Consider the following 21,528-nt stretch of genomic DNA (forward strand, 5'->3'; position numbering starts at 1 on the left):
ACGGAAAAATGAAAGATTTATTCAAACTGGGACGTAAAGGAAAGGCTTCATCTGACTCCGAGAATATCCATTTGATCCATGAGTCTGGGTTGTTCAATGAAGAGTGGTATAAAGAGAGTAATCCGGACGTAGCGGAAAGTGGTGAAAGCCCTCTGGTTCATTTCTACTATCACGGATTCCGGGAAGGCAGAAATCCCTCCTATCTATTTGATGTGAACTGGTATCTGCAGGCTTATCCTGACGTGAGCGAAGCGGGTTTTCATCCGCTGATTCACTATATTCGACATGGCGAGCAGGAGGGGCGCAATCCCTCTCCTTGCATTGATATTGCATACGTGCGGCGGCAGATCAAAGAATCAATTGATGGACTGGTTTTAAATTACTTCTATAAGAAAGTTTCTGAAGAGCAATTAAATCCCATACCAGAATTCAATACAGCTTATTATTTGAGCGTAAGCCCTGATGTTGAGGAATGCGGTATGGATCCGTACTTCCATTTCCTTCTCCAAGGCATTAAAGAAGAGCGCAATCCATCTCAACTATTTGATGTTTCTAAGTATAGGGCGGAGAATAATCTGGCAGATAATCCGTTTTGGCATTACCTGACTATTGGTAAGGCGAAAGGCTTGCCTATAAGGTCCGTACAGGACTCCACTGGATCGCCAAAAGCAGAAAATCTGGACTTCCTGGCTGAAGTCACACGCTACAGGGGACCCGGAGAGGGCTACGAGGACTTCCAGTACAAAGGAAGGTCCAGCAATACAGCAAAAGTGAAAGCTCTGGCCTTCTATCTACCGCAGTTTCATCCGTTCAAGGAAAACAGTGAGTGGTGGGGCGAAGGGTTTACCGAGTGGACCAATGTAACCCGTGGTCTGCCCAGGTTTAAGGGGCACTATCAACCACACCTGCCCCGGGATCTGGGATACTACGACCTGCGTCTGAAAGACACGCTCAAAGCACAGGTAGAAATGGCAAAAGCCGCAGGTCTGCACGGTTTCTGTTTTTACCACTATTGGTTTAACGGCAAGCGCCTGATGGACAGCCCCGTCAATATGTTGATGGACAGCCCGGAAATTGAGCTTCCGTTCTGTATTCTGTGGGCCAACGAAAACTGGACCAGAACCTGGGACGGCCTTGAGAACAACATACTGATTGCCCAAGACTATCGGGATGAAGACGACGTTGCCTTCATCAAAGATCTCGGTCGGCATTTTTCCGATTCCCGTTATATCCGGGTAGAAGGCCGTCCGCTGTTCTTTATGTACCGCCCTGGTATTGTTCCGGACGCTGCTAATAGAATCAAAAAATGGCGCAAATTGTGTGAAGAGCTACTCGGCGAAACTCCATTGTTCTTTATGGCGCAAGCTTTTGGAGACAATGATCCCGAGGTGTTCGGGATGGATGGGGCTGTGGAGTTCCCTCCCCACAAACTCGCCCAAGACCTGGACTCCAAGGCACAAGACCAAGGTCTGGTAGATCCCGGATTCACTGGTCATTACCCGCTGTACGATGACCTGGTTGATCGTAGTCTTGAAGTACAGAAACCAGACTTTGATCTGATCCGTGCTGTCACCCCGAGCTGGGACAATGAGGCCCGAAAACCGGGCCGGGGTATGGGCTTTATTGACTCGTCTCCCGAGAAGTATGAGCGCTGGCTCGCAAGTATGGTGAAGTATGCTGAAGCAAACCCGATTACTGGCGACGAATCTTTCGTTGTGATCAACGCCTGGAACGAATGGGCAGAAGGTGCGCATCTGGAGCCTGATGTCTATTGGGGAAGCGCATATTTGAATGCGACATACAGAGCGGTGCACGGATTCACTCGGCAGGAAGGTAAAACAAAGCTGGTTTTGGTGGGGCACGACGCCTACAAGCATGGTGCACAATTACTGACCCTCAACATCTTCAAAACACTGGTTCAGGATTTCGGCATCGATGTAGAACTCGTCCTACTTGATGGCGGCCCCTTGGTTGATGAGTACCAGAAGATCGGCCAGACCCACGTGGCGCACGGCGACATCGCGGTATTCCGGGATATCATTAACGAAATTTCAGGCCGCAGTACTGTCGCGCATGCTATCTGTAACACAACTGTTACTGGCCAGTGTACCGATGTGTTGGCCGAGAACGACTTAAAAGTGATCTCTCTGGTCCACGAACTGGAAACTTTGATTAAAGAGTATGCACTTGAGGACAGGGCGAAAGCGATAGCCAGAAATGCAGACTCGGTGGTATTTGCATCATCCTTTGTAAGGGAATCGTTTGAACGCGTTGTCGGATCCATTGGCGATAAAGCTGTGGTCAAACCCCAGGGGATTTATCAGAGGCTCCGGCCCAATAGTAATAGTCGAAAGATGTTGCGCAAGAAAATGGGCCTTCCCAGCAGTGCAAAAATCGTGGTCAATGCCGGGTTCGCTGACTTGAGAAAGGGGTTTGATCTCTTTGTCAGTGCTGCCCGCATCGCAATGGAAAAGAGCTCTGACTACCACTTTGTCTGGTTGGGGAATGTGGAGCCGGGCTTGGAGAACTGGATACTCCGGGATATAGAAGGCAGTGAACTGCAGTCTCATCTCCACATCGTACCTTTTAGCAATGAGATATCCTTGTACTTGCAAGGGGCGGATGTCTTTGCCATGACATCCCGGGAGGATCCATTCCCATCTGTAGTGCTGGAGTCCCTCGCCCTCGGTACGCCAGTGGTCGGTTTCCGGAAGGGAGGTGGCTTTGTGGAGCTGCTGTGCGACGATTCTAATGGTACCCTTGTACCCATGGGTGACGTAAATGAGATGGTAGAGGCGATCGATCGGGAAATCGCCAATGACAGCGAGGTCCGCCGTTCAGCGCGTAGTGTCTCGGCGCTGGGCAGGTTTGATTGGAAAGACTATGTCTTCAGTCTGGTTGAGCTGCTTATGCCGGAAATACGTCGTGTTTCGGTTGTGGTTCCCAACTACAACTATGAAGACCATATCGGTGCCCGTTTGGAGACAATATTTGCACAGCATTATCCAGTTTATGAGGTCATCGTTTTGGACGACAAGTCAAGCGATGACAGTGTTTCAGTAATTGAGGCTACGGCGGAACTGTACCAGAGAAATATTGAGCTGCTGGTCAACGAGAAGAATTCCGGTTCCGTGTTTCGCCAATGGGACAAGGGGGCGAGGCTGGCCAAAGGCGAGTTGCTGTGGATTGCCGAGGCGGACGACCTGGCTGCGCCCGATTTTATCAGCGAGCTGGTGGCGGGGGATGACTTCGATCTAGCCTACTGCGATTCCATCCAGGTGGATCAGGATGGGAAGTTGCTGGCCGAGAGCTACAGCTACTACTTCACGGAGTTTGGTGAAGGAGCCTTTACGAACGGATTCCACATGGCTGGAAGGGAGTTTCTTGCCGAGTACCTGGCTGTCAAGAATGTTATCTTGAATGTCAGTGGTGTGATATTCAAGACAGATAGTTTGTGTGATGCCTTGGACAGAACTGGTGACGATCTTTATGGATACTCGGTGGCGGGTGATTGGTTTCTCTACTCCGACCTTCTGGCAGCAGAAGAATCTACGGTTAAATATAGCGAGAGAAGTTTGAATATACATCGACGTCATCAAGGTAGTGTGACTCATTCACTTAAAGCAGAGAAGCATTTAGCAGAAATTTTTGCTGTTCAACAGGATGTAAAATCCAAGGTGAAGATAGATGCCAATATCTCAGAGAAAGCTAATTTGCACTTTAATGATGTAAAGGCTCATCTGCAGTAGATTTGGTTTAAGTGACGGATAGTTGAGTATGAAACACTTTGGTTTAGTTTTTCGGGGGGGGGAATGAATAAGCGAATAGGTGTAGTTGGCATTAATTTAGAGGGGCTTGCAACACGCCATGGGGCTGATGCGTTGAAGGCAAGTGGAAACAACTTTGGGAATATGTTGTTTACAAATGCAGTGTATAAACAAATTGAAGGATGTAGGCATTTGGGTTTCTCTTTTGATCCACTTATGACTAAGGAGAATTTAGACTCAATTATAATTCCTGGAGCGAACTGGATTAATTTGTCGCAAGATTGGCAAGTCTTAGCAGACTTGTTGGAATCTACACTTCTTCCCTGCACTGCAGTCGGACTTGGAGCTCAATTGTCGTCCCTTAAAGAGGTTAGGTCTATCCCTAAAGGAACCAAAAAACTTCTGAAAGTTATAAGTGAGCGCTGTCATAGCTTTGGGGTTCGTGGAGAGTTTACAGCTGAGGTTGTACGAAAGCTTGGCATCGATAACGTAGAGGTCTTAGGCTGCCCGTCAATTTTTTATTATGGGAAAGTGGCGGATCTTAGAGATATCGATTACTCCAGAGGCATCTCTAACATTGGCATCGGACCGACTAGATATGTGCTCCCAGGTTTAAAGGTGGAGCGCTCGATAGATAAACAACGTCAGCTTTATCAATTCGCTATCCGTGAAGCCTCGTCGATCTACTACCAATCTGAAGCTTTTGAAATATCAATTCTTGCAAGGGAAGAGCCTGAGCAGAGTCGAAATTTAGCATGTGAATACTACGGTATGAAAAATTTTCATGAACTTAGGAAAAGTTTACTCTCAAAAGGGAAATATCATAAAGATTTAGAGCATTGGATTACTGATTCAAGGAAAGATGATGTTTACCTTGGGACAAGGATTCATGGCGCCATAGCAGCAACTCTGGCAGGGACCCCAGCTGTATTAATAGCTCATGATAGGAGAACTGCTGAGTTGGCGGATGAAATGTGTATGCCATGCATATCAATTGAAGATTTTGATATTTCTATGCTTTATGATATCGATGGTTTAGTTAAGAGTTTTGATTTTGTAAAATTTCAGAGGCGAAGTGCTCTTAATTTGAAACGGATCTTTAAGTTTTATTCGGCCAATGGTTTGAAATCTAATATATCTTTATCGTAGGGTGGCTGTCTATTGATCTCTTGAGGTGTAATTGTTTTATTTTTTTGATTTAATTTTTTAGATTTTTAGGGTCTCCGATTTTATATGATATATGGTGATAAATTTGTTTGGCTGCATTTTCCTAAAAATGCCGGAACGAAAGTGGAAGATATTTTCAATAAGTACTTTTCGGATAGAAAAGATATTGTTCAAGATTCTATTGATGGAAATGATTCTAACTCTTTTTGGCATGATGGAATATCGGACAGGGAAAGAAGAGATCCTAGTTTCTCTGTTGGCGATAGGGAGGTGGTTATATGTGTTCGCAGGCTAAGATCTTGGCTGGTCAGTAGGTTTAATTACGAGAAAAAACGCTCTCCAAGTATACCCCATGATTATAGTTACCTTCTTGAAGGGCGTTTTTACGAATCAAGTGGGTATTTGAATCATGCCGACTATTATGTCGAGAAATATTTTTCTGACGTTAGACACAAAGCAAAAAATATAAGGTTTTTACGAGTCGAAAATTTTTCTGATGATTTTAGGGAAATATTTGGAGCGCATGTAGATGTTGATTTGATAAAAAATGATATTTTGTCTTCTAAAAATAATAAATCACACAATTCAATTCCGGATAGCTTCTTGGCAGAGATGAAGCTTGGTTTGTCTGACTTATACGAACGTTGTCCAAGATGGAAAGAGTTAGAAACTTTGGCTTATGGCGGCCTAGAGAGTTTTTAACATGTATCCATTATATTCTCTTCAGTGCTGGCCAAGTTGTATTGTTGGACGATACCTTATTAAGAATTAAGGTTGTTGTGGTGTTGAAGCCTTATATTTTTGTACATATTCCCAAAACCGCAGGTACCAGTTTTCGGCTCGCCGCAGATCGCTACTTTGGCAATAGTAGAGTATGTCGGGACTACGGTCCCAAATCCCCGGAAACCAGCGAGATTGTCAAGCACTGGATAACCGGGGCTCAGGATAAGTGGAATTTCAAGAAGGCGTTTGAAAAAAGCGGTTACCAATTCCTGACCGGCCATTTCCATGCGGCAGCCTACGCGCCCCTGTTTGGTACCTGCCGGATGGTTACCTTCGTGCGCGAACCGCTGCAGCGCCTTGTTTCCGAATACAACCATATGGTGAGGAACTACGGATACAAAAAGTCGTTCGAGGAATTCTACCGTTCACCTCACAATATCAACCGGCAGCAGCGTATACTGGGCCAGCTGCCTTGGGCCGCAATTGGTTTTATCGGTTTGACTGAGAGATATGAGCAGTCCCTGTCCCTATTGAATCAAAAATACGGCCTGGATATTCCCAACTGCAGGGAAAATCTGGGCCGGGACGGTCTCGGGGAGCTCTACGAGATCCCGGCTGATCATGAAGACGAACTGTGCCGCCTGAACGCCGACGATATCGCGCTGTATAAGGCCATCGGCACCCTGTTTGACTGGCGGCTAAGGTTGGCCGAAACGCGGCAGGACTTTGTTGCCGGCACCCTGATGCACGCGGACAAAGGCCGGCTATTCGGATGGGCCTTGGCAGAAAATGGAGATGAGCCCGTTGTGATCCAGGCTTGGGTCAACGGCGAGATTATAGGTGAAACTACCGCGATTGGGCATCGCCCCGGGCTGTGCGGGATGGGCATTGGACGCTGTGGATATGTGGGTTTCTCTTTCGATATATCGAAACTGAAGGCCGGCGACAGGGTTGAGTGCGTGGTGGCGGCCACCGGGCAGCCGCTGGTGCGCTCCCCCTGGAAAGTTCTGGAACAGGCGTGACCCCGCTGATAATAATAATTCCATTAGAAGGGTACTGTGGTTAACCTTATCAAATCCCTGTTTCGCGTGGATCTCGTTTCCCGCCTCGAGCCTGTGGCCGATATTGAACCGGCGGAGGCTGCTGCAGAAGGCTACTGCTGGCGCTCACTCAGTGAGAACCCGCTGTTTGCGGTTTGCCGGCGCGGGTTTCTGCCCGGCTGGTATATGCTGGAGCTCCAGTTGACTTACGACAACGCCGGCGCAGACGCCTCGCTTGTTGTCGATACCGGTGACGGCTTTAACGGTGCGGAGAGAATCTCCCTGCCGCTCCGCACCGGGCGGGTCGTCAAGCGCCTGCTGTATTTCCCCCAGCGGGTAAGCGCCCTGGGCCTCGCGCCGATGGAGGCATCCGGCCCCTTTTCCGTGGATCATTTCCGCCTGGTGCGCCTCGTCCCCTGGTTTGCGCGGGATCGACTGGCCCGGCGCCTGTCCAGTATGCATCCCGGGTTTCGGGGCTTGGGCAAGCCGGAGGTACTCGACCGCCTCAAGCGCGAGGCAAAAGACCGCGGACAGGGCTGGCACCGGTTCGCGTTGGACCGCTATGGCGAGACCTTCGTCCGCAGGAAGCACGACCGGGATTATCGACTCTGGATTGACAAGGTGGAGCGTCGCCGCCTGGCTTCGGCATCCGGGACGGAAGGGAATTCCCGGGAGAGAGCGCCGCTGATCTCCATACTTCTGCCCACACACAATTCCGATATTGCACAGCTGCGGGCCTGCATCGATTCCGTCCTGGCCCAGGATTATGGGCACTGGCAGCTCTGTGTCGCTGACGATGCTTCGACTGATCCGGAGGTGCGCGATTGCCTGCATTCCTACCAGGCCCGGGACCCGCGTATTCGGATGCTATTGCGCGAAGAGAACGGACATATCGCAGTAGCGAGCAACAGTGCCCTGGAGCTGGCGCAGGGAGAGTTCGTTACCTTCCTGGATCACGACGATACTCTGGCGCCCTATGCACTGGACAGGGTTTGCGATGCAATCGCCGGGAATCCGCAGGCACTGTTGATCTACAGCGACGAGGACAAGATCGATGAGGCGGGAGAGCGCTTCGATCCCCATTTCAAGCCGGGCTGGAATCCCGATTTGTTGTTGTCGCAGAACTATATCTGTCACTTGGCCGTCCTGAGTACGGCGCTGGTCAGGGAGGTCGGCACCTTCCGGCCGGGTACCGAGGGCAGCCAGGATCACGATCTGCTGCTGCGCTGCCTGCCGTATCTGGAGGCCGGCAATGTGGTGCACATTCCCGAAATCCTGTATCACTGGCGGGCGACCTGTGGCTCCACTGCGCAGGACGGCACCAACAAGAATTATGCGGCGGAGGCCGGCTTGCGCGCACTGGGGGACCATTTACAGCGGAGTTGGATGGATGCCACGGCGGAGCCGGGCCTCGCTCCTAACTCATACCGCGTGCGCTGGGCCCTTCCGAGCTCCGAGCCGCTGGTGAGCTTGCTGGTACCCACCCGCGACGGTTACGATATTCTCAAGCCCTGTGTGGATGCAATCCTGTCGAAGACCGATTACCCGAATTTTGAGCTGTTGATCCTGGACAACCAGAGCCGTTGCACCAGAACCCTGCACTATCTCCAGGAAATAAGTGCGGATTCGCGGGTTAGCGTGCACCGCTGGGACCATCCCTTCAATTACTCTTCGATCAATAACTTCGGTGCGAAATTGGCGAGAGGGGAGATTCTCGGGCTGATCAATAACGATATCGAACCGATCAATAGCGACTGGCTGAGGGAAATGGCCGGCCAGGCCTGCCGGCCGGAAATCGGTTGTGTAGGCGCGAAACTTTACTATCCGAATGACACCACCCAGCACGGCGGCGTGATTCTGGGCATCGGCGGTGTGGCAGGGCACGCACACAAGTATTTCCATCGTAGCGAATACGGCTACTTCTGCCGTTTGCATCTGGTACAGAACCTGTCGGCGGTAACCGGTGCCTGTTTGCTGTTGCGAAAGGAGGTATTCGATGCGGTGGGCGGCTTGGACGAAGAAAACCTGGCCGTAGCCTTCAACGATGTGGACCTGTGCCTAAAGGTGCGCGAGGCTGGATACCGCAACCTGTGGACACCCTATGCGGAACTCTACCACCACGAGTCGGTCTCCCGGGGCGCCGACAATACCATGGCCAAACGTAAGCGCGCCCAGCGCGAGGCAGAATATATGCGCCGGCGCTGGGGAGACCTGCTGGACAATGATCCGGCCTATAACCCCAATCTAACGCTGGTTCATGAGGATTTTTCTTTGGCGTGATTTTATGAGGCGCTGTGTCGTGGAGAGGGGGCCTGGCCGGTTCCCGGATTCCGCTGCGCTCCATCCGGGCTACGCCCGTATGCGGAGCTGGAGTTCCGCGAGCCCGGGTCAGTCTCGAAGGATGTAGTGGATTCCTTCCAGCCAGGGAAAAGCCCGGATTTCTCCTATTATCTGGCTGTGGGGAATCTGGCCCAGGACAATCGCCTCTGCGTCGGGGAAGTCGTTGGCCAATTGCGCGAATCGGGTGATTTTTTCAGGTGCTATGGTTTTTCCCGACTTTATTTCCACCAGCAGTAATGGCAGGCCGGGGCGCTGTATTATGCAGTCGATCTCCAGGCCGCTTTTTGTGCGGAGGAACGACAGTTTGAAGTCGTTCCTGGCATAGCTGCAACGCTTTTGCAGCTCAAGCAATACCAGGTGTTCAAATGTTTCTCCGTAGTAGGATGTACCGGCTTTGGGTTGCAGGCGCAGTTCTCCGGAAAGGGCGCGTTTGACACCGGAATCGAAAAAATAGAACTTCGGTGTTTTCCCCACTTGCTTGCGTACGGAGGTATCAAAAGGCTCGAGGAAAAAGCCGAGCAGGGTATCTTCAAGGATTTCGAAATAGGTGCGTACGGTTTTCTCCGTCACGCCACAGTGGCGGGCGGTAGCGGAAAAGTTGACTTCCTTGCCGTTGCTCTGGGCCGCTACCTGCAGGAACTTGCGAAAGGGTTCCAGATTGCGGATAAGTTGTTCCCCCCATACCTCCTCTTTCAGGTAAGTTCTGGCGTAGGCGGTGAGATAGTCATAGCGGTCCTCTTCATCCCGTAGCTGGTAGATTTCCGGCAAAAGGCCCCAGCTCAGGGCAGATTCGGTATCGAAATTTTCGCCCAGTTCGCTGGCGGTAAACGGGTAGAGCTCCCGGACCGAGGCCCTGCCGGCCAGAAGGTTGGAGCTGCCACGCTTCAGTTTGCGGGCGCTCGATCCGGTCAGGACGAAGCGGTATTTTTTTTGCTCGATCAGGTGATGAACGATATCCAGGAGTTTGGGGACCTTTTGCACTTCGTCGATGATGACGACAGCGGGCGATCCGGTGTGCGAGGGCTGGGGGTCCCAGGCCTTCAGGCGCCGAATCAGGGAGTCCGGGTCTCCAGCCAGTTGCGCTTCCTCTTCGTCCAGTAGAAGGTTGATATAGAGGGCATTGGGAAACTGGGTGCGTACCAGGGTACTTTTTCCTACGCCGCGGGCACCAAACAGGAAGAAAGAGCGACTCCCGGGGCAGGATATCAGGCGCTTTAACATACCACACTCCGAAATTAGCGGCTAATTTCGGAGTGTGGTGGCTAAATTGGAATGTGTCAAGCGCGCTTGTGGCTGCCTGGAATCTGGAACTCCCCGTATGGCTGCCCCTGTTTTCGCGGGCGGGCCTGCAGCCCGCTTGCCGAGCTGCAGCTCGGCGTTCCCGGCAACGTAGCCCGGATGAAGCGCAGCGGAGTCCGGGGTGGGTGGATATACGGTAGAGGGAGCTTGGCCGGTTCCCGGATTCCGCTGCGCTACATCCGGGCTACGGCCTCAAATTGTCCAATAAGAAGAATCAAAAGGAAGGGAAGGATCTATAGACCACGAACATTCATGCGAACACTTCGGCGATAGAGCTGGCCGTATTCCTTATTCTTATTGAACGGAAAACGGATTCAGAAACTGACGCCCCCAGAACAGTTTCCGGTCAACTTCACTCAGTTCAGCTTCCTCGCAGACGGTGTTCCAGTGCTGCCGGATGGTCCCTGTCAGGTGGTTCGTGAGCCCGGCTTCATCCGCATCAAAAAGTTTGACCCCGACAATGGTGGCCAGATTCCCTATGCCACTACAGGTGAGCTGTAGCTCCTTGGTTCAGAGGGGGCTGAGGGGGGATTTCAGGCCGCTTGGTGGGGCGAGTCGCCGATCTCTACCTTTAACTTCAACCCCAGGCCGTGGATCACCTTGGTGAAGCTGGAAAGCTTGGGGTTCCCGCTCGCTGACAGCATTTTATACATGCTTTCACGGCCCAGGTGGGAGCGGTTTGCCAAGCCGGTAATGCCATCTTCCTGAGCTTCGGCGATGTTGCGGAGAGCCATCAGGATAACGGCGGCATCGCCTTCTTCCAGGGCTTCGCTCAAGTATTCTGCCGCCACCTCCGGATCTCGCAGGTGTTCGTTGTGGGTCGCTCTGATATTACGCGCCATTTGGATGCCTCCGCTTGTGATCTTGCCAGTAGGCTTTAGCTCTGGCATCACGCAGCTTCCCCAGCCATTCGGCATAGAGGCTTTTCCCGTTCTCGTCCGTGTACTCGTTGATGGTATTTTTCATGTCCGACATGCTCTTATTGTATCCTGAAGGATACGGATCGCAACTACATATTTCGGTAGGGGCGTGTGAATTAGCCAGGTTTCCCGGATTCCACGTCGCTCCATCCTGCCTACGCGTGCGCCGGGCCATCTGCTCCTGCGGGGCGCATCGGGGGGCAAGATTTGGCATAATTTGCCTTCGCCACAGGCGCGTATCCATAACAATCACCTGCTTCGAAGACCAGAGCGGCGCCCCGATCTATGACTCTTTCCCAAATTATTGTTGCCGGCCTCTTTGCCGCGGTCATCGCCTCGCTGATCTTCACGCGTATCCGCCCGTCGCTGGTCTTCGCCTCGGGTGCGGCTGTCTGCTTTTTGACCGGTCTGGTGCCGGCGGAGTCGGTGTTGCAGAAGGCGGTGAACCCGGGCCTGGTGACCCTGGTGGCGCTGATCCTGGCCTCGATCGGCCTGGAGAAGGCCCGGTGGCTGCGGGCCATCTCGGAGGGATTGATCAACGGTTCGCTGAAAAGCAGCCTGCTGCGGCTCACCGGGGCCACGGCGCTGAGCTCCGCCTTCCTGAACAATACCGCGGTGGTGGCCGCGCTGGCTTCCAGTGTGCGCGACCAGCGCCGCTACCCGCCGGCCAAGCTGTTGTTGCCGCTCTCTTATGCGGCGATTCTCGGTGGCACCCTGACCCTGATCGGTACCTCCACCAACCTGATTGTGAACAGCTTCGTGCTGGATCGCGGCCTGCCGGGGCTGGAATTCTTCTCCTTCCTGCCGGTGGGGATCGGCGCCGTGCTGGTGGGCCTGGTGGTGCTGATGCTCTGCAACCGGCTGCTGCCGGAGGGCCGCGTGGCCGAGGAGCCGGTGGCCGAATACCTGCTGGAGGCGGAGGTGATCGGGGATTCGCCGCTGGACGGCAAGACGGTGGAGCAGAACAACCTGCGCCAGCTGGAAACCCTGTACCTGATCGAGATCGTGCGCGGCGGGCGAACCATCAGCCCGGTAGCGCCGACGGAGATAGTCCGCTGCGGCGACAAGCTGATCTTCAGCGGCGATGTGCGCGACCTGGGCCGGCTGGAGGAGATCGAGGGCCTGCGGCTGTTTGCGCTGGAAGACGAAAAGCTGGACCTGGACCTGACGGAAGTGGTGTTGACCCCCAACTCCAGCATGATTGGCGAGAGCCTGAAGAGTGCCCAGTTCCGCACCCGCTTCGATGCGGCGGTGGTGGCCATGCGCCGCGGCGGTGACCGCCTGTCCGGCAAGCTGGGCGAGGTCCGGCTGCAGGCCGGGGATGCCCTGTTGCTGGCGGTGGGGCCGGACTTCAAGCACCACCGCAATATCGACAAGAACTTTTATGTGATCAGTGGCAAAGAGGTGCAGCGCCAGTTGTCCCGGCGCGACAGCTGGCTGCTGGGCATCGGTTTTGCGGCCGTGGTGGCCGGCGCGGCCCTGGGGTACTTCTCGCTGCTGAAGGGGCTGGTGGTGATGCTGGGTGGCATGATCGGCCTGAATATCGTTTCCACCACGGAGCTGCAGCGCCGCTTCCCGTTCCAGATCTGGCTGATCATTGCCAGTGCGCTGGTGCTGGCGGAGGCGTTTTCCGGCAGCGGGCTGGCGGATGCGCTGGCCGCCGGTTTGCGCGGGCTGCTGGCCGGGGCGGGGCCCTATGCGGGGCTGGTGGGTATCTTCCTGCTGACCCTGGCGCTGACGGAACTGATGACCAACAACGCGGCCGCAGCGCTGGCGTTTCCGCTGGCCTGGAGCCTGGCGGAGAGTTTCGGTGTGAGCTGGACCCCGTTTGTCATGGCGGTGGCCTACGGGGCCAGTGCCAGTTTCCTGACGCCGTTCGGCTACCAGACCAACCTCATGGTGCAGAACCTCGGCGGCTACCAGTTGAAGGATTTTGTGCGCGCCGGGCTGCCGTTGACGGTGGCCTACTCGGTGACGGTGCTGGTGTTGCTGCCGATGGTGTTTCCGTTTTAGGGCGGGCCTTGATCCCTGGATCCCGCTGCGCTGCATCCAGGCTACGGGAGCTACCTTTCACAGTCGTCATCCCGGACTCGATCCGGGATCCAGCAGTGATGAGACCCTTAATATCAACTTTTCCGGATGTGACTGAATTTTGAAGAAGGGCGATCGGGTATTGCTGGTTGAGGAGGGGGAGAACCCCTCCACCGATTATTTTGTAATGCCCTTCCTGGGGGAACGGGGTGTGGTGCCCCGGCGCTTCAATTTTTCCCACCTGCCGGCGGCGGAAGAGTTGGAGGGGGCCACGCTGGTTTTTGTGCGCTACATCCCCACCGCCTGGCGCGCGCTGGTGGAGCGTTGCCGGGACAGGATCGGCGCTGTCTATTTCTTTATGGACGACGACCTGTTCGACTGGCGGGCGACGATCGATATGCCGTTGCGCTACCAGTGGAAGATCCTGCGCTACAGCCGCCGGCACCGGAACTGGCTGCAAAGCCTGGGTGCGCGGCTGCTGGTCTCCACCGAATACCTGCGCGACAAGTACGCCCAGTGGCAGCCGCGCCTGCTGCCGCCGAAACCGCCCGAGCCGGGCGAAGCCCCGATTGTGCTCTTCTACCACGGCTCCGCCTCCCACGGCGTGGACCTGCGCTGGTTGCGCCCGGTGATTGCGGAGGCGTTGGCGCGGGACGAGCGGCTGGTGTTCGAGGTGATCGGCAATGCGTCGGTCAACCGCCTGTTCAAGGGGGTGCCGCGGGTGCATGTGGTGCACCCGATGAAATGGGGCAGCTACCGCGCGCTGGCCCGCCGCCCCGGCCGCGCCATCGGCCTGGCGCCGCTGCTGGACAACCGCTTCAACCGCGCCCGCTCCCATACCAAATTCTTTGATATCACCCTGGCCGGGGCCGTCGGTATTTACGCACACGGCGATATCTATGGCGGCGTTGTCCGGGATGGCGAGAACGGTTTGTTGCTGCCGATGGACCGGACCACCTGGGTCGAGGAAATACTGCGCCTGGCCGCCGATGAACCCCGGCGCGAACGCTTGCTGGCGAACGCAAGGGCGTACCTGTGATCGGTTACTGCTCACCGGGGATTCGCCGCATCCCGTATCTGGAGGCGCTGCTGGAAGTGCCGTGCCGGTATTTTGTCCGCCGCCCCGGCGCCGCGGTCTCGGCCATTGCCGGCTGGGGCCTGAAGCCCACTGCCAATCGCGCGCGCCGCATCGCCGCCGCGCGCAAACTGCCCTATATCGCCATCGAGGACGGATTCCTGCGTTCGCTGGACCTGGGCGTGGCCGGCGCGCCGGCGCACAGTGTGGTGGTGGACTTCAAGGGTATCTACTACGACGCCACCCGCCCGAGCGACCTGGAAACGCTGATCCTGGAGGCGGATTTCGGCGCGGCGGAACTGGCGCGCGCGCGCGACTGCATGGCGCTGCTGCGGCAGCACCGGTTGTCCAAGTACAACTGCGCCACCGACCGCGCCATCGAGTGGCCGGATGCGCGCCCGCGGGTGCTGGTGGTGGACCAGACTTTTGGCGATGCGTCGGTGGTGTATGGCGGCGCCGACGAGCGGCGCTTTGTGGAAATGCTGGACGCGGCGCAGCGCGACAATCCGCACGCCGAGGTTTGCGTCAAGGTGCACCCGGATGTGGTAGCGGGCAAGAAGCGCGGGTATCTGCTGGACGCGGCGCGGCAGCGGGGCTGCCGGATTCTGGCCGGGGATATTGCCCCCTGGGCGCTGCTGGATGCGGTGGAAAGTGTGTATGCGGTTACCAGCCAGTTGGGCTTTGAGGCATTGCTGGCGGGGCGCAAGGTGCACTGCTTCGGCCTGCCGTTCTATGCCGGCTGGGGGCTGACCGACGACGTGCTCGATTGCCGGCGCAGGAATGTGGCGCGATCGCTGGAGCAGTTGTTCGCCGCCGCCTACCTGCGCTACAGCCGCTATATCAATCCCTACACCGGCGAGCGCTGCGAGCTGGAAGACACCATCCGCCTGATCGCGGAACAGAAGCGATTGCGCGAACGCTTTCGCGGCCCCTGGGCCGGTGCCGGTTTTTCCGCCTGGAAGCGGCGCTTCGTGCCCGGTTTTCTCGGCAAACACCGTAGCCCGGATGCAGGCGCGCAGCGCCGGAATCCGGGGGCCCTTGAAAATCAGGCGGTGCAGTTTATCGCCGCCAGGGCGTCGGCGTTGGCCAGGCTGCCTGCGGCAACCCGTGTCGCGACCCAAGTTGTAACCTGGGCCAGCGGCCTGACGGACGCGTTTGCCGCTGCCTGCGATCGTGCCGGCTTGGACCTGTGGCAGATGGAGGATGGATTTCTGCGCTCCGTCGGCCTGGGTGCGGACCTGGTTGCGCCGCTGTCGCTGGTACTGGACAGCCGCGGTATCTACTACGATGCGCGCTCGCCGTCGGACCTGGAGACGATTCTGCGCGAGACGCAGTTCGATGCGGCGCTGTTGGCGCGGGCGCGGCGGCTGCGCGAAACCCTGGTCCGTTCGCGCCTGAGCAAATACAACGTCGGCACTGCGCGGCCGGCGGAGCTGCAGTTACCGGCGGGCCGCCGCGTGATCCTGGTGCCCGGGCAGGTGGAGAGCGATGCGTCCATTGCCGGCGGCTCGCCGGCCCTGAAAAGCAACCATGCGCTGCTGCGGGCCGTGCGCGCCGGCAATCCCGATGCGCTGATCGTTTACAAACCGCACCCGGATGTTGTGGTCGGAGCGCGCCTCGGCGCATTGCCGGAGGAGGGCGGGGAACCGCTGTTCGATCGGCTGGTCACGGATATCGCCATGCCACAACTGCTGGAGGTGGCGGACGAGGTGCATACGCTGTGTTCCCTGAGCGGCTTCGAGGCCCTGCTGCGCGGTTTGAAAGTGGTGACCTACGGTCTGCCGTTTTACGCCGGCTGGGGGCTGAGTGAGGATCTGCTGCTGGACGCAGACACGATGCCGTCGGGCGCCGTGCAGGACTTTGACCGCAGCGCGATACTGGCGCGGCGCGGCCGGCAGTTGCATCTCGACGCGCTGGTGGCCGGTGCGCTGATCCTGTATCCGGTCTATTGCGACCCGGAGTCCGGCGATCATATCGATGTGGAAACGGCGGTACGGCTGCTGCAGGTCCGGCGCCACCGACAGGCGAAACGCGAATGGGGCCGCACACTGTATCGCCTGTTCCGCAACCGTTTTTTGCGACGGTAGCGGTGTGGCGATACACGATAGGCTCCGCCTCCCGGATTCCGCTCCGCTCCATCCGGGCTACGTTGACACCTTGCAAACGGCGTACCGGGGAGAGAGGCCCCCACCTCCGCAGGAGTAGCCTGGATGCAGGCGCGTAGCGCCGGAATCCGGGGAGAGAGGCCCCCACCTCCGCAGTCATCAAAACAGACAAAAAAACCATGATAAACAAAACCCTGAAATCACTCCGCAAGCTCCCCCAATGGCTGCTGGAGCTGGTGTCCTGGGGCAAGAGCTTCAAGAACAACCCGATCATCGGCAACTACTGGCTGAACCGCTGCGGCCTGCATGTGGTGCGGGTGGTGCTGGCGCAGTTGCTGTTCCGCTTCCGGTTGCTGCTGTTGGCACCGCTGGTGCCGGCGGGGGATCGGCGCGCGTTTCTCAGGGATGGCTTTGTGCTCAAGGAAAACTTCCTGCCGCCGGAGCAGTTCGAGCGGCTGGCGCGGGAACTCCAGGTCTACGAGGGCGAGGTGCGTGAGTTCGTAGAGGGCACGACACTGACCCAGCGCACCTTCATGACGCACGATGTGCGCGCGGATTTGCCCGAGATGCAGGCCTTGGCGGAGGAACCGCGTCTGGAGCGTTTGATGCGCTACTGCTCCTCCAAGAACCGCCCACCGCTGTTCTATGTCGAGAACCTGTGCAACCACGCCAATGTGACACCGCGCCCGGACCCGCAGCGCGACATGCACGCCGATACCTTCCACCCCTGTGTAAAAGGCTGGCTGTATATCGATGCGGTGGACGACCGCAACGGCCCCTACATTTATGTGCCCGGTTCCCACCGCCTGGGCTGGCGGCGGCTGAAGTGGGAGTACCGCCAGAGCCTGGAGGCCTGCAAGCGCGGTGCGGACCGCGCGCCGGGGCGCTACTGGGATGGCTCCTTCCGGATCTCCGGGGCCGAACTGGTGGAAATGGGGTTCGAGCCGCGCAAATTCTGTGTGCCGGCCAACACCCTGGTGATCGGCAATGTCTACGGCTTCCACCGCCGCGGCGAGGCCCTGGAAGAATCGCACCGGATGACCGTGTGGATGCAGGCCCGCGACAATCCCTTCAACCCGCTTTTCACACTTTGGCCCCGGCGCACCGGCAGGGTGTTCGAGTGGGTCTGGGGCAGGGTGCTGCAGAACCTGGACCGGAAAAAGCTGGCCAGTGGCGAGCAGCGCAGTTTCCGCGGCCGTTTCAGTCGCGGAAAGACAGTCTGATCCGTCCGCTTTTTCCGCCCGGATTTTGAGCAGTTGGAACACCGCTTGCAGATTGCAATATCGTGGCGCCGGGGCTGAATGGCAAACCGATTACATCGCATTACAAAGTAAAGATTTTGTGCCATATAGTGCGTACAATGCGACGCTGGCAAAAAGCTCCATGTGACGTGAAGGGGTGCCGCTTCATTGGGGGAAGCGGCGAACGGCAGAGCCGCCAAGGATCACCAATACCGTTTTTATCTTTTTGCGACTTCCCGGTTTGGCCGCTGGCCAATCGCAGTTCGCTGCCGTATCTGGTGCGAACGTGGAAGTTTTGGTGTCGGTATAAGCAGTAACAAAACCGGCACGTTTGGGGGGCAAATGTCTTCGGCTGTCTTTTTGCAGGGCCCGCTTGGTCCTTTCTTTGCCCGATTGGCAAAGCGGCTGTCTGCCTTTGGGGTGGAAACGCACAAGATCAACTTCAACGGCGGCGACCGCCATTTTGGCTGGGCCGACCACCAGGTGGATTTCACCGGCCACGCCCGCGACTGGTCGGCGTTTTTCCGCGACTATCTCCAGCGGCACGATATCGCTGCGGTTTTTGTCTACGGCGACTGCCGCCTCTACCACGCCGAGGCCTGCAGCGTCTGTGAAGCGCTGGATATCCCCTTTGGTGTCTTCGAGGAGGGCTACCTGCGGCCCGATTTCGTGACCCTGGAGTGGGGCGGTGTCAACGCGCTGTCGAGCACCGATTGGTCGCTGGAGGCCATCGACAGTTACCGCCCCGCCGGCCGCGAACCCTCGCTCAAGGTGGGAATGACGTTCTGGCAACGCGCCGCGTTTGCCGTCCGCTATTACCTGGCCGCGCGCCTGGCCCGCTCGGAATTCCCGGATTACCAACACCACCGCAACCGCGACTGGAAGGCGGAGACCGGTTGCTGGCTGAAGAGCTTCGTCCGCAAGGGGGTCTACAAACTGACCCAGCGCTCGCTGCTGCCCCGGGTGCTGGAGCGCTACAGCGGGCGCTTCTACCTGTTCCCGCTGCAAACCCGCGACGACTTCCAGCTGCGCACCCACTCCGATCTGCTGTCGATCGAGAATGCCATCGATGTGGTGATCAGTTCCTTTGCCAGGAACGCCGCTGAAGACGAGGCGCTGGTAATCAAGCACCACCCGATGGACCGCGGTTTCTGCCAGTACCGGAAGCTGATCGAGACGCTCGCCCGGCAGCGCGGCGTGACCGGCAGGATCTTCTATTGCCACGACCAGCACCTGCCCACCATGCTCAAGCACGCCAGGGGCGTGGTGACGATCAACAGCACCGTGGGGATTTCGGCACTGTTGCACCGGGTGCCGACCAAGGTGCTGGGGCGCGCCTTCTACGATATGGAAGGGCTCACCCACAGCGGGGACCTGGCCAGTTTCTGGCGCGGCGCGGATCCGGTGGATGCCAGGCTGTTCCGTCGCTTCCGCACCTATCTCTACGAGCGGACCCAGCTGGATGGCAGCTTTTTCAAATATATCGACCTGACAGTCGATGCCGCCTGGAACCGGCTGATGCACGTGGTTCCGGTCCGGGAGCGGGTCACCCTGCCATCGGTACAGGCACACTCGGCCGAGGCCGGCTGATCCCACCGCCCGGGATCCCGGATTCCGCTGCGCTCCATCCAGGCTACATCCTTGCGTACCGGGAATGGCCGCCCGGTGTCACGGATTCCGCTTCGCTCCATCCGGGCGACATCCGTCCGTAGCCCGGATGCAGGCGCGCAGCGCCGGAATCCGGGATCACCGCCCGGGGGCCCCGGATTCCGCTTCGCTCCATCCGGGCTACATCCCCGTAGCCTGGATGCATGTGCGCAGCGCCGGAATCCGGGATCAGCCGCTCGAATCCCCATTCCCGCCAATTGGCGTTCAAAAAACATACTGCCGACATCGCCCAAAGCTGCTAAACTGCGCGGCCTTTTGACCCCCGCCGCAGCCGGCCCCTCTATGCTGTAGAGAAGAGTAGAGACAGGCCCCCTTTGCAGCTTCAAGTGAATTCCGAAATGACCGATACCCCCGAGCCCGTTGGCTTTGACCAGCTGGGTCTACCCGCCCAAATTCTCACCGCCGTTGAAAAGCTGGGTTACGAAACCCCGTCGCCGATCCAGGCACAGACCATCCCCACACTGCTGGAAGGCCGCGACCTGCTGGGCCAGGCGCAGACCGGCACCGGCAAGACGGCGGCCTTTGCGCTGCCGCTGTTGTCGCAGCTGGACCTGAACAACAAGCGCCCCCAGGCGCTGGTACTGGCGCCGACCCGCGAGCTGGCCATCCAGGTGGCCGAGGCCTGCCAGTCCTACGCCGCCAACCTGAAGGGGTTTCATGTGGCGCCCATCTACGGCGGCGCCGACTATCGCAGCCAGCTGAAACAGCTCAAGCGCGGTGTGCAACTGATCGTGGGCACACCCGGCCGGGTGATGGACCATATGCGCCGCGGTTCGCTGGACCTCTCCAACCTGAAGACCCTGGTGCTGGACGAAGCCGACGAAATGCTGCGCATGGGCTTTATCGACGACGTGCAGTGGGTGCTGGAACAACTGCCCGAACAGCGCCAGATCGCCCTCTTTTCCGCCACCATGCCGAAGGAGATTGCACGCATTGCCCGCGAGCACCTGCGCGAACCGGTGGAGGTCAAGATCCGCGTCAAGCAGGAAACCGCGGAGACCATCCGCCAGCGCTACTGGCCGGTGGGTGGCCTGCACAAGCTGGACGCGCTGACCCGTATCCTCGAGGCGGAGCCGGTGGATGCCACCATCATCTTCGTGCGCACCAAGAACAGCACCGTGGAACTGGCAGACAAGCTGGCCGCGCGCGGTTTCGCCAGTGCAGCGTTGAACGGTGATATGGCCCAGAACCTGCGCGAGGGGGTGATCGACAAGCTGAAAAAAGGTGCGCTGGATATCGTCGTGGCCACCGATGTGGCAGCCCGTGGCCTGGACGTGAAACGTATCAGCCACGTGATCAACTACGACATTCCCTACGACAGCGAAGCTTATATCCACCGCATCGGCCGCACTGGCCGCGCGGGGCGCGAGGGCGACGCGATCCTGTTCGTGGCGCCGCGCGAGCGGCGCATGCTGCGCGTTATCGAAAAGGCCACCAAGAAACCCATCGAGCAGCTGGAACTGCCGAGTGCCGACCAGGTGAACAGCGCACGCATGCAGCGCTTCCGCGAGCGCATCACCACCACCCGCGAGGGCGGCACCGACCTGGCGCCCTACCGCCAGCTGGTGGAGGAATACCTGGCCCAGAACGACGTCGACCCGCTGGACGTGGCCGCGGCCCTGGCCGCCATGGCCCAGGGCGACCAGCCGCTGCTGGTGAAGGAAGTGGCGCAAAAGCCGCGCAGGGAGCGCAAAGAGCGCGACCGCGACTCCGAGGACCGCGGGCGCAAGAAGGGCGGCTACGACAAGGACAAGAAGATGCCGCCGCCGGACGAGGGCATGGAACGGTTCCGTATCGAGGTGGGCCGCGAGAACAATGTGCGCCCGGGCAACATCGTCGGCGCCATCGCCAATGAGGTGGACCTGGACAGCTCCTATATCGGGCGTATCGAAATCTACCCCGAGTACACCACCGTGGATCTGCCGGAGGGAATGCCGAAGGAGATTTTCCAGCACCTGAAAAAAGTGCGGGTGGCCGGCAGGGAAATGAAAATCTCCCGCTTCGATGCGAAGGTCGGCGGCAAGCCGAAAAAGCGCAAGCCCCAAAACAAGCCCCAAAAGTAGCCGCGTTTGTCATACCGGCGGAGGCCGGTATCCAAGTCCGGGGGACACCTGGATTCCGGCCTTCGCCGGAATGACGATGGGTAGCGCAG

14 protein-coding genes are annotated in these 21,528 nt (G+C 57.6%); 11 read left to right on the plus strand and 3 right to left on the minus strand.

Annotated features, from left to right (window positions below; genetic code table 11):
* The first annotated feature begins 8 nt into the window (after positions 1 to 8).
* The 5 genes from MWN76_RS04870 (at position 9) to MWN76_RS04890 (ending at position 8,977) form a co-directional block, all read left to right on the plus strand.
* Positions 9 to 3,749: a glycoside hydrolase family 99-like domain-containing protein gene (locus MWN76_RS04870; RefSeq protein WP_250459780.1), complete on the plus strand. Its 3,741-nt coding sequence runs from the start codon at positions 9 to 11 to the stop codon at positions 3,747 to 3,749.
* Between the two features lie 63 nt (positions 3,750 to 3,812).
* Positions 3,813 to 4,916: a polysaccharide pyruvyl transferase family protein gene (locus MWN76_RS04875; protein ID WP_250459782.1), complete on the plus strand. Its 1,104-nt coding sequence runs from the start codon at positions 3,813 to 3,815 to the stop codon at positions 4,914 to 4,916.
* A gap of 141 nt (positions 4,917 to 5,057) precedes the next feature.
* Entirely contained in the window at positions 5,058 to 5,636 is a 579-nt protein-coding gene (locus MWN76_RS04880; RefSeq protein WP_250459785.1) for a hypothetical protein, read from the plus strand.
* Positions 5,637 to 5,680: 44 nt separating this feature from the next.
* Complete coding sequence (locus tag MWN76_RS04885; RefSeq protein ID WP_250459787.1) at positions 5,681 to 6,679, plus strand: sulfotransferase family 2 domain-containing protein; 999 nt, start codon at positions 5,681 to 5,683, stop codon at positions 6,677 to 6,679.
* Between the two features lie 36 nt (positions 6,680 to 6,715).
* A complete protein-coding gene (locus tag MWN76_RS04890) occupies positions 6,716 to 8,977 on the plus strand; it encodes a glycosyltransferase family 2 protein (RefSeq protein WP_250459789.1) in 2,262 nt (753 codons plus the stop codon).
* Between the two features lie 108 nt (positions 8,978 to 9,085).
* On the opposite strand, the gene MWN76_RS04895 is transcribed toward MWN76_RS04890, so the two are convergent.
* The 3 genes from MWN76_RS04895 to MWN76_RS20930 form a co-directional block, all read right to left on the minus strand.
* Positions 9,086 to 10,258 (minus strand): ATP-binding protein, encoded by a 1,173-nt coding sequence (locus tag MWN76_RS04895; RefSeq protein ID WP_250459791.1) that lies wholly within the window; start codon positions 10,256 to 10,258, stop codon positions 9,086 to 9,088.
* Between the two features lie 611 nt (positions 10,259 to 10,869).
* Complete coding sequence (locus MWN76_RS04900) at positions 10,870 to 11,178, minus strand: addiction module antidote protein (protein WP_250459793.1); 309 nt, start codon at positions 11,176 to 11,178, stop codon at positions 10,870 to 10,872.
* Positions 11,168 to 11,302, minus strand: coding sequence for a hypothetical protein (locus MWN76_RS20930; protein WP_284500097.1), 135 nt, complete (start codon positions 11,300 to 11,302; stop codon positions 11,168 to 11,170). Before MWN76_RS20930 ends, MWN76_RS04900 begins: the two co-directional genes overlap by 11 nt.
* A gap of 239 nt (positions 11,303 to 11,541) precedes the next feature.
* On the opposite strand from MWN76_RS20930, the gene MWN76_RS04905 reads away from it, so the two are divergent.
* From MWN76_RS04905 to MWN76_RS04930, 6 genes are all read left to right on the plus strand, one after another.
* Positions 11,542 to 13,269 (plus strand): SLC13 family permease, encoded by a 1,728-nt coding sequence (locus MWN76_RS04905; RefSeq protein ID WP_250459795.1) that lies wholly within the window; start codon positions 11,542 to 11,544, stop codon positions 13,267 to 13,269.
* Between the two features lie 139 nt (positions 13,270 to 13,408).
* Positions 13,409 to 14,326 carry a glycosyltransferase family protein gene (locus MWN76_RS04910; RefSeq protein ID WP_250459797.1) on the plus strand — a complete coding sequence of 306 codons (918 nt, stop codon included), beginning with the start codon at positions 13,409 to 13,411 and terminating at the stop codon, positions 14,324 to 14,326.
* Positions 14,323 to 16,449 (plus strand): capsular polysaccharide biosynthesis protein, encoded by a 2,127-nt coding sequence (locus MWN76_RS04915; RefSeq protein WP_250459799.1) that lies wholly within the window; start codon positions 14,323 to 14,325, stop codon positions 16,447 to 16,449. Before MWN76_RS04910 ends, MWN76_RS04915 begins: the two co-directional genes overlap by 4 nt.
* A 197-nt stretch (positions 16,450 to 16,646) precedes the next feature.
* A complete protein-coding gene (locus MWN76_RS04920; protein WP_250459801.1) occupies positions 16,647 to 17,690 on the plus strand; it encodes a phytanoyl-CoA dioxygenase family protein in 1,044 nt (347 codons plus the stop codon).
* Positions 17,691 to 18,128: 438 nt separating this feature from the next.
* The gene (locus tag MWN76_RS04925) at positions 18,129 to 19,298 is read left to right on the plus strand and encodes a capsule biosynthesis protein (protein ID WP_250459803.1); all 1,170 of its coding nucleotides are present in this window, start codon (positions 18,129 to 18,131) and stop codon (positions 19,296 to 19,298) included.
* A gap of 416 nt (positions 19,299 to 19,714) precedes the next feature.
* Positions 19,715 to 21,439: a DEAD/DEAH box helicase gene (locus MWN76_RS04930; protein ID WP_250459805.1), complete on the plus strand. Its 1,725-nt coding sequence runs from the start codon at positions 19,715 to 19,717 to the stop codon at positions 21,437 to 21,439.
* Positions 21,440 to 21,528: the final 89 nt, after the last annotated feature.

Origin of the sequence: Microbulbifer litoralis, from assembly GCF_023634065.1 — a bacterium.
Classification (GTDB): Bacteria; Pseudomonadota; Gammaproteobacteria; order Pseudomonadales; family Cellvibrionaceae; genus Microbulbifer; species Microbulbifer litoralis.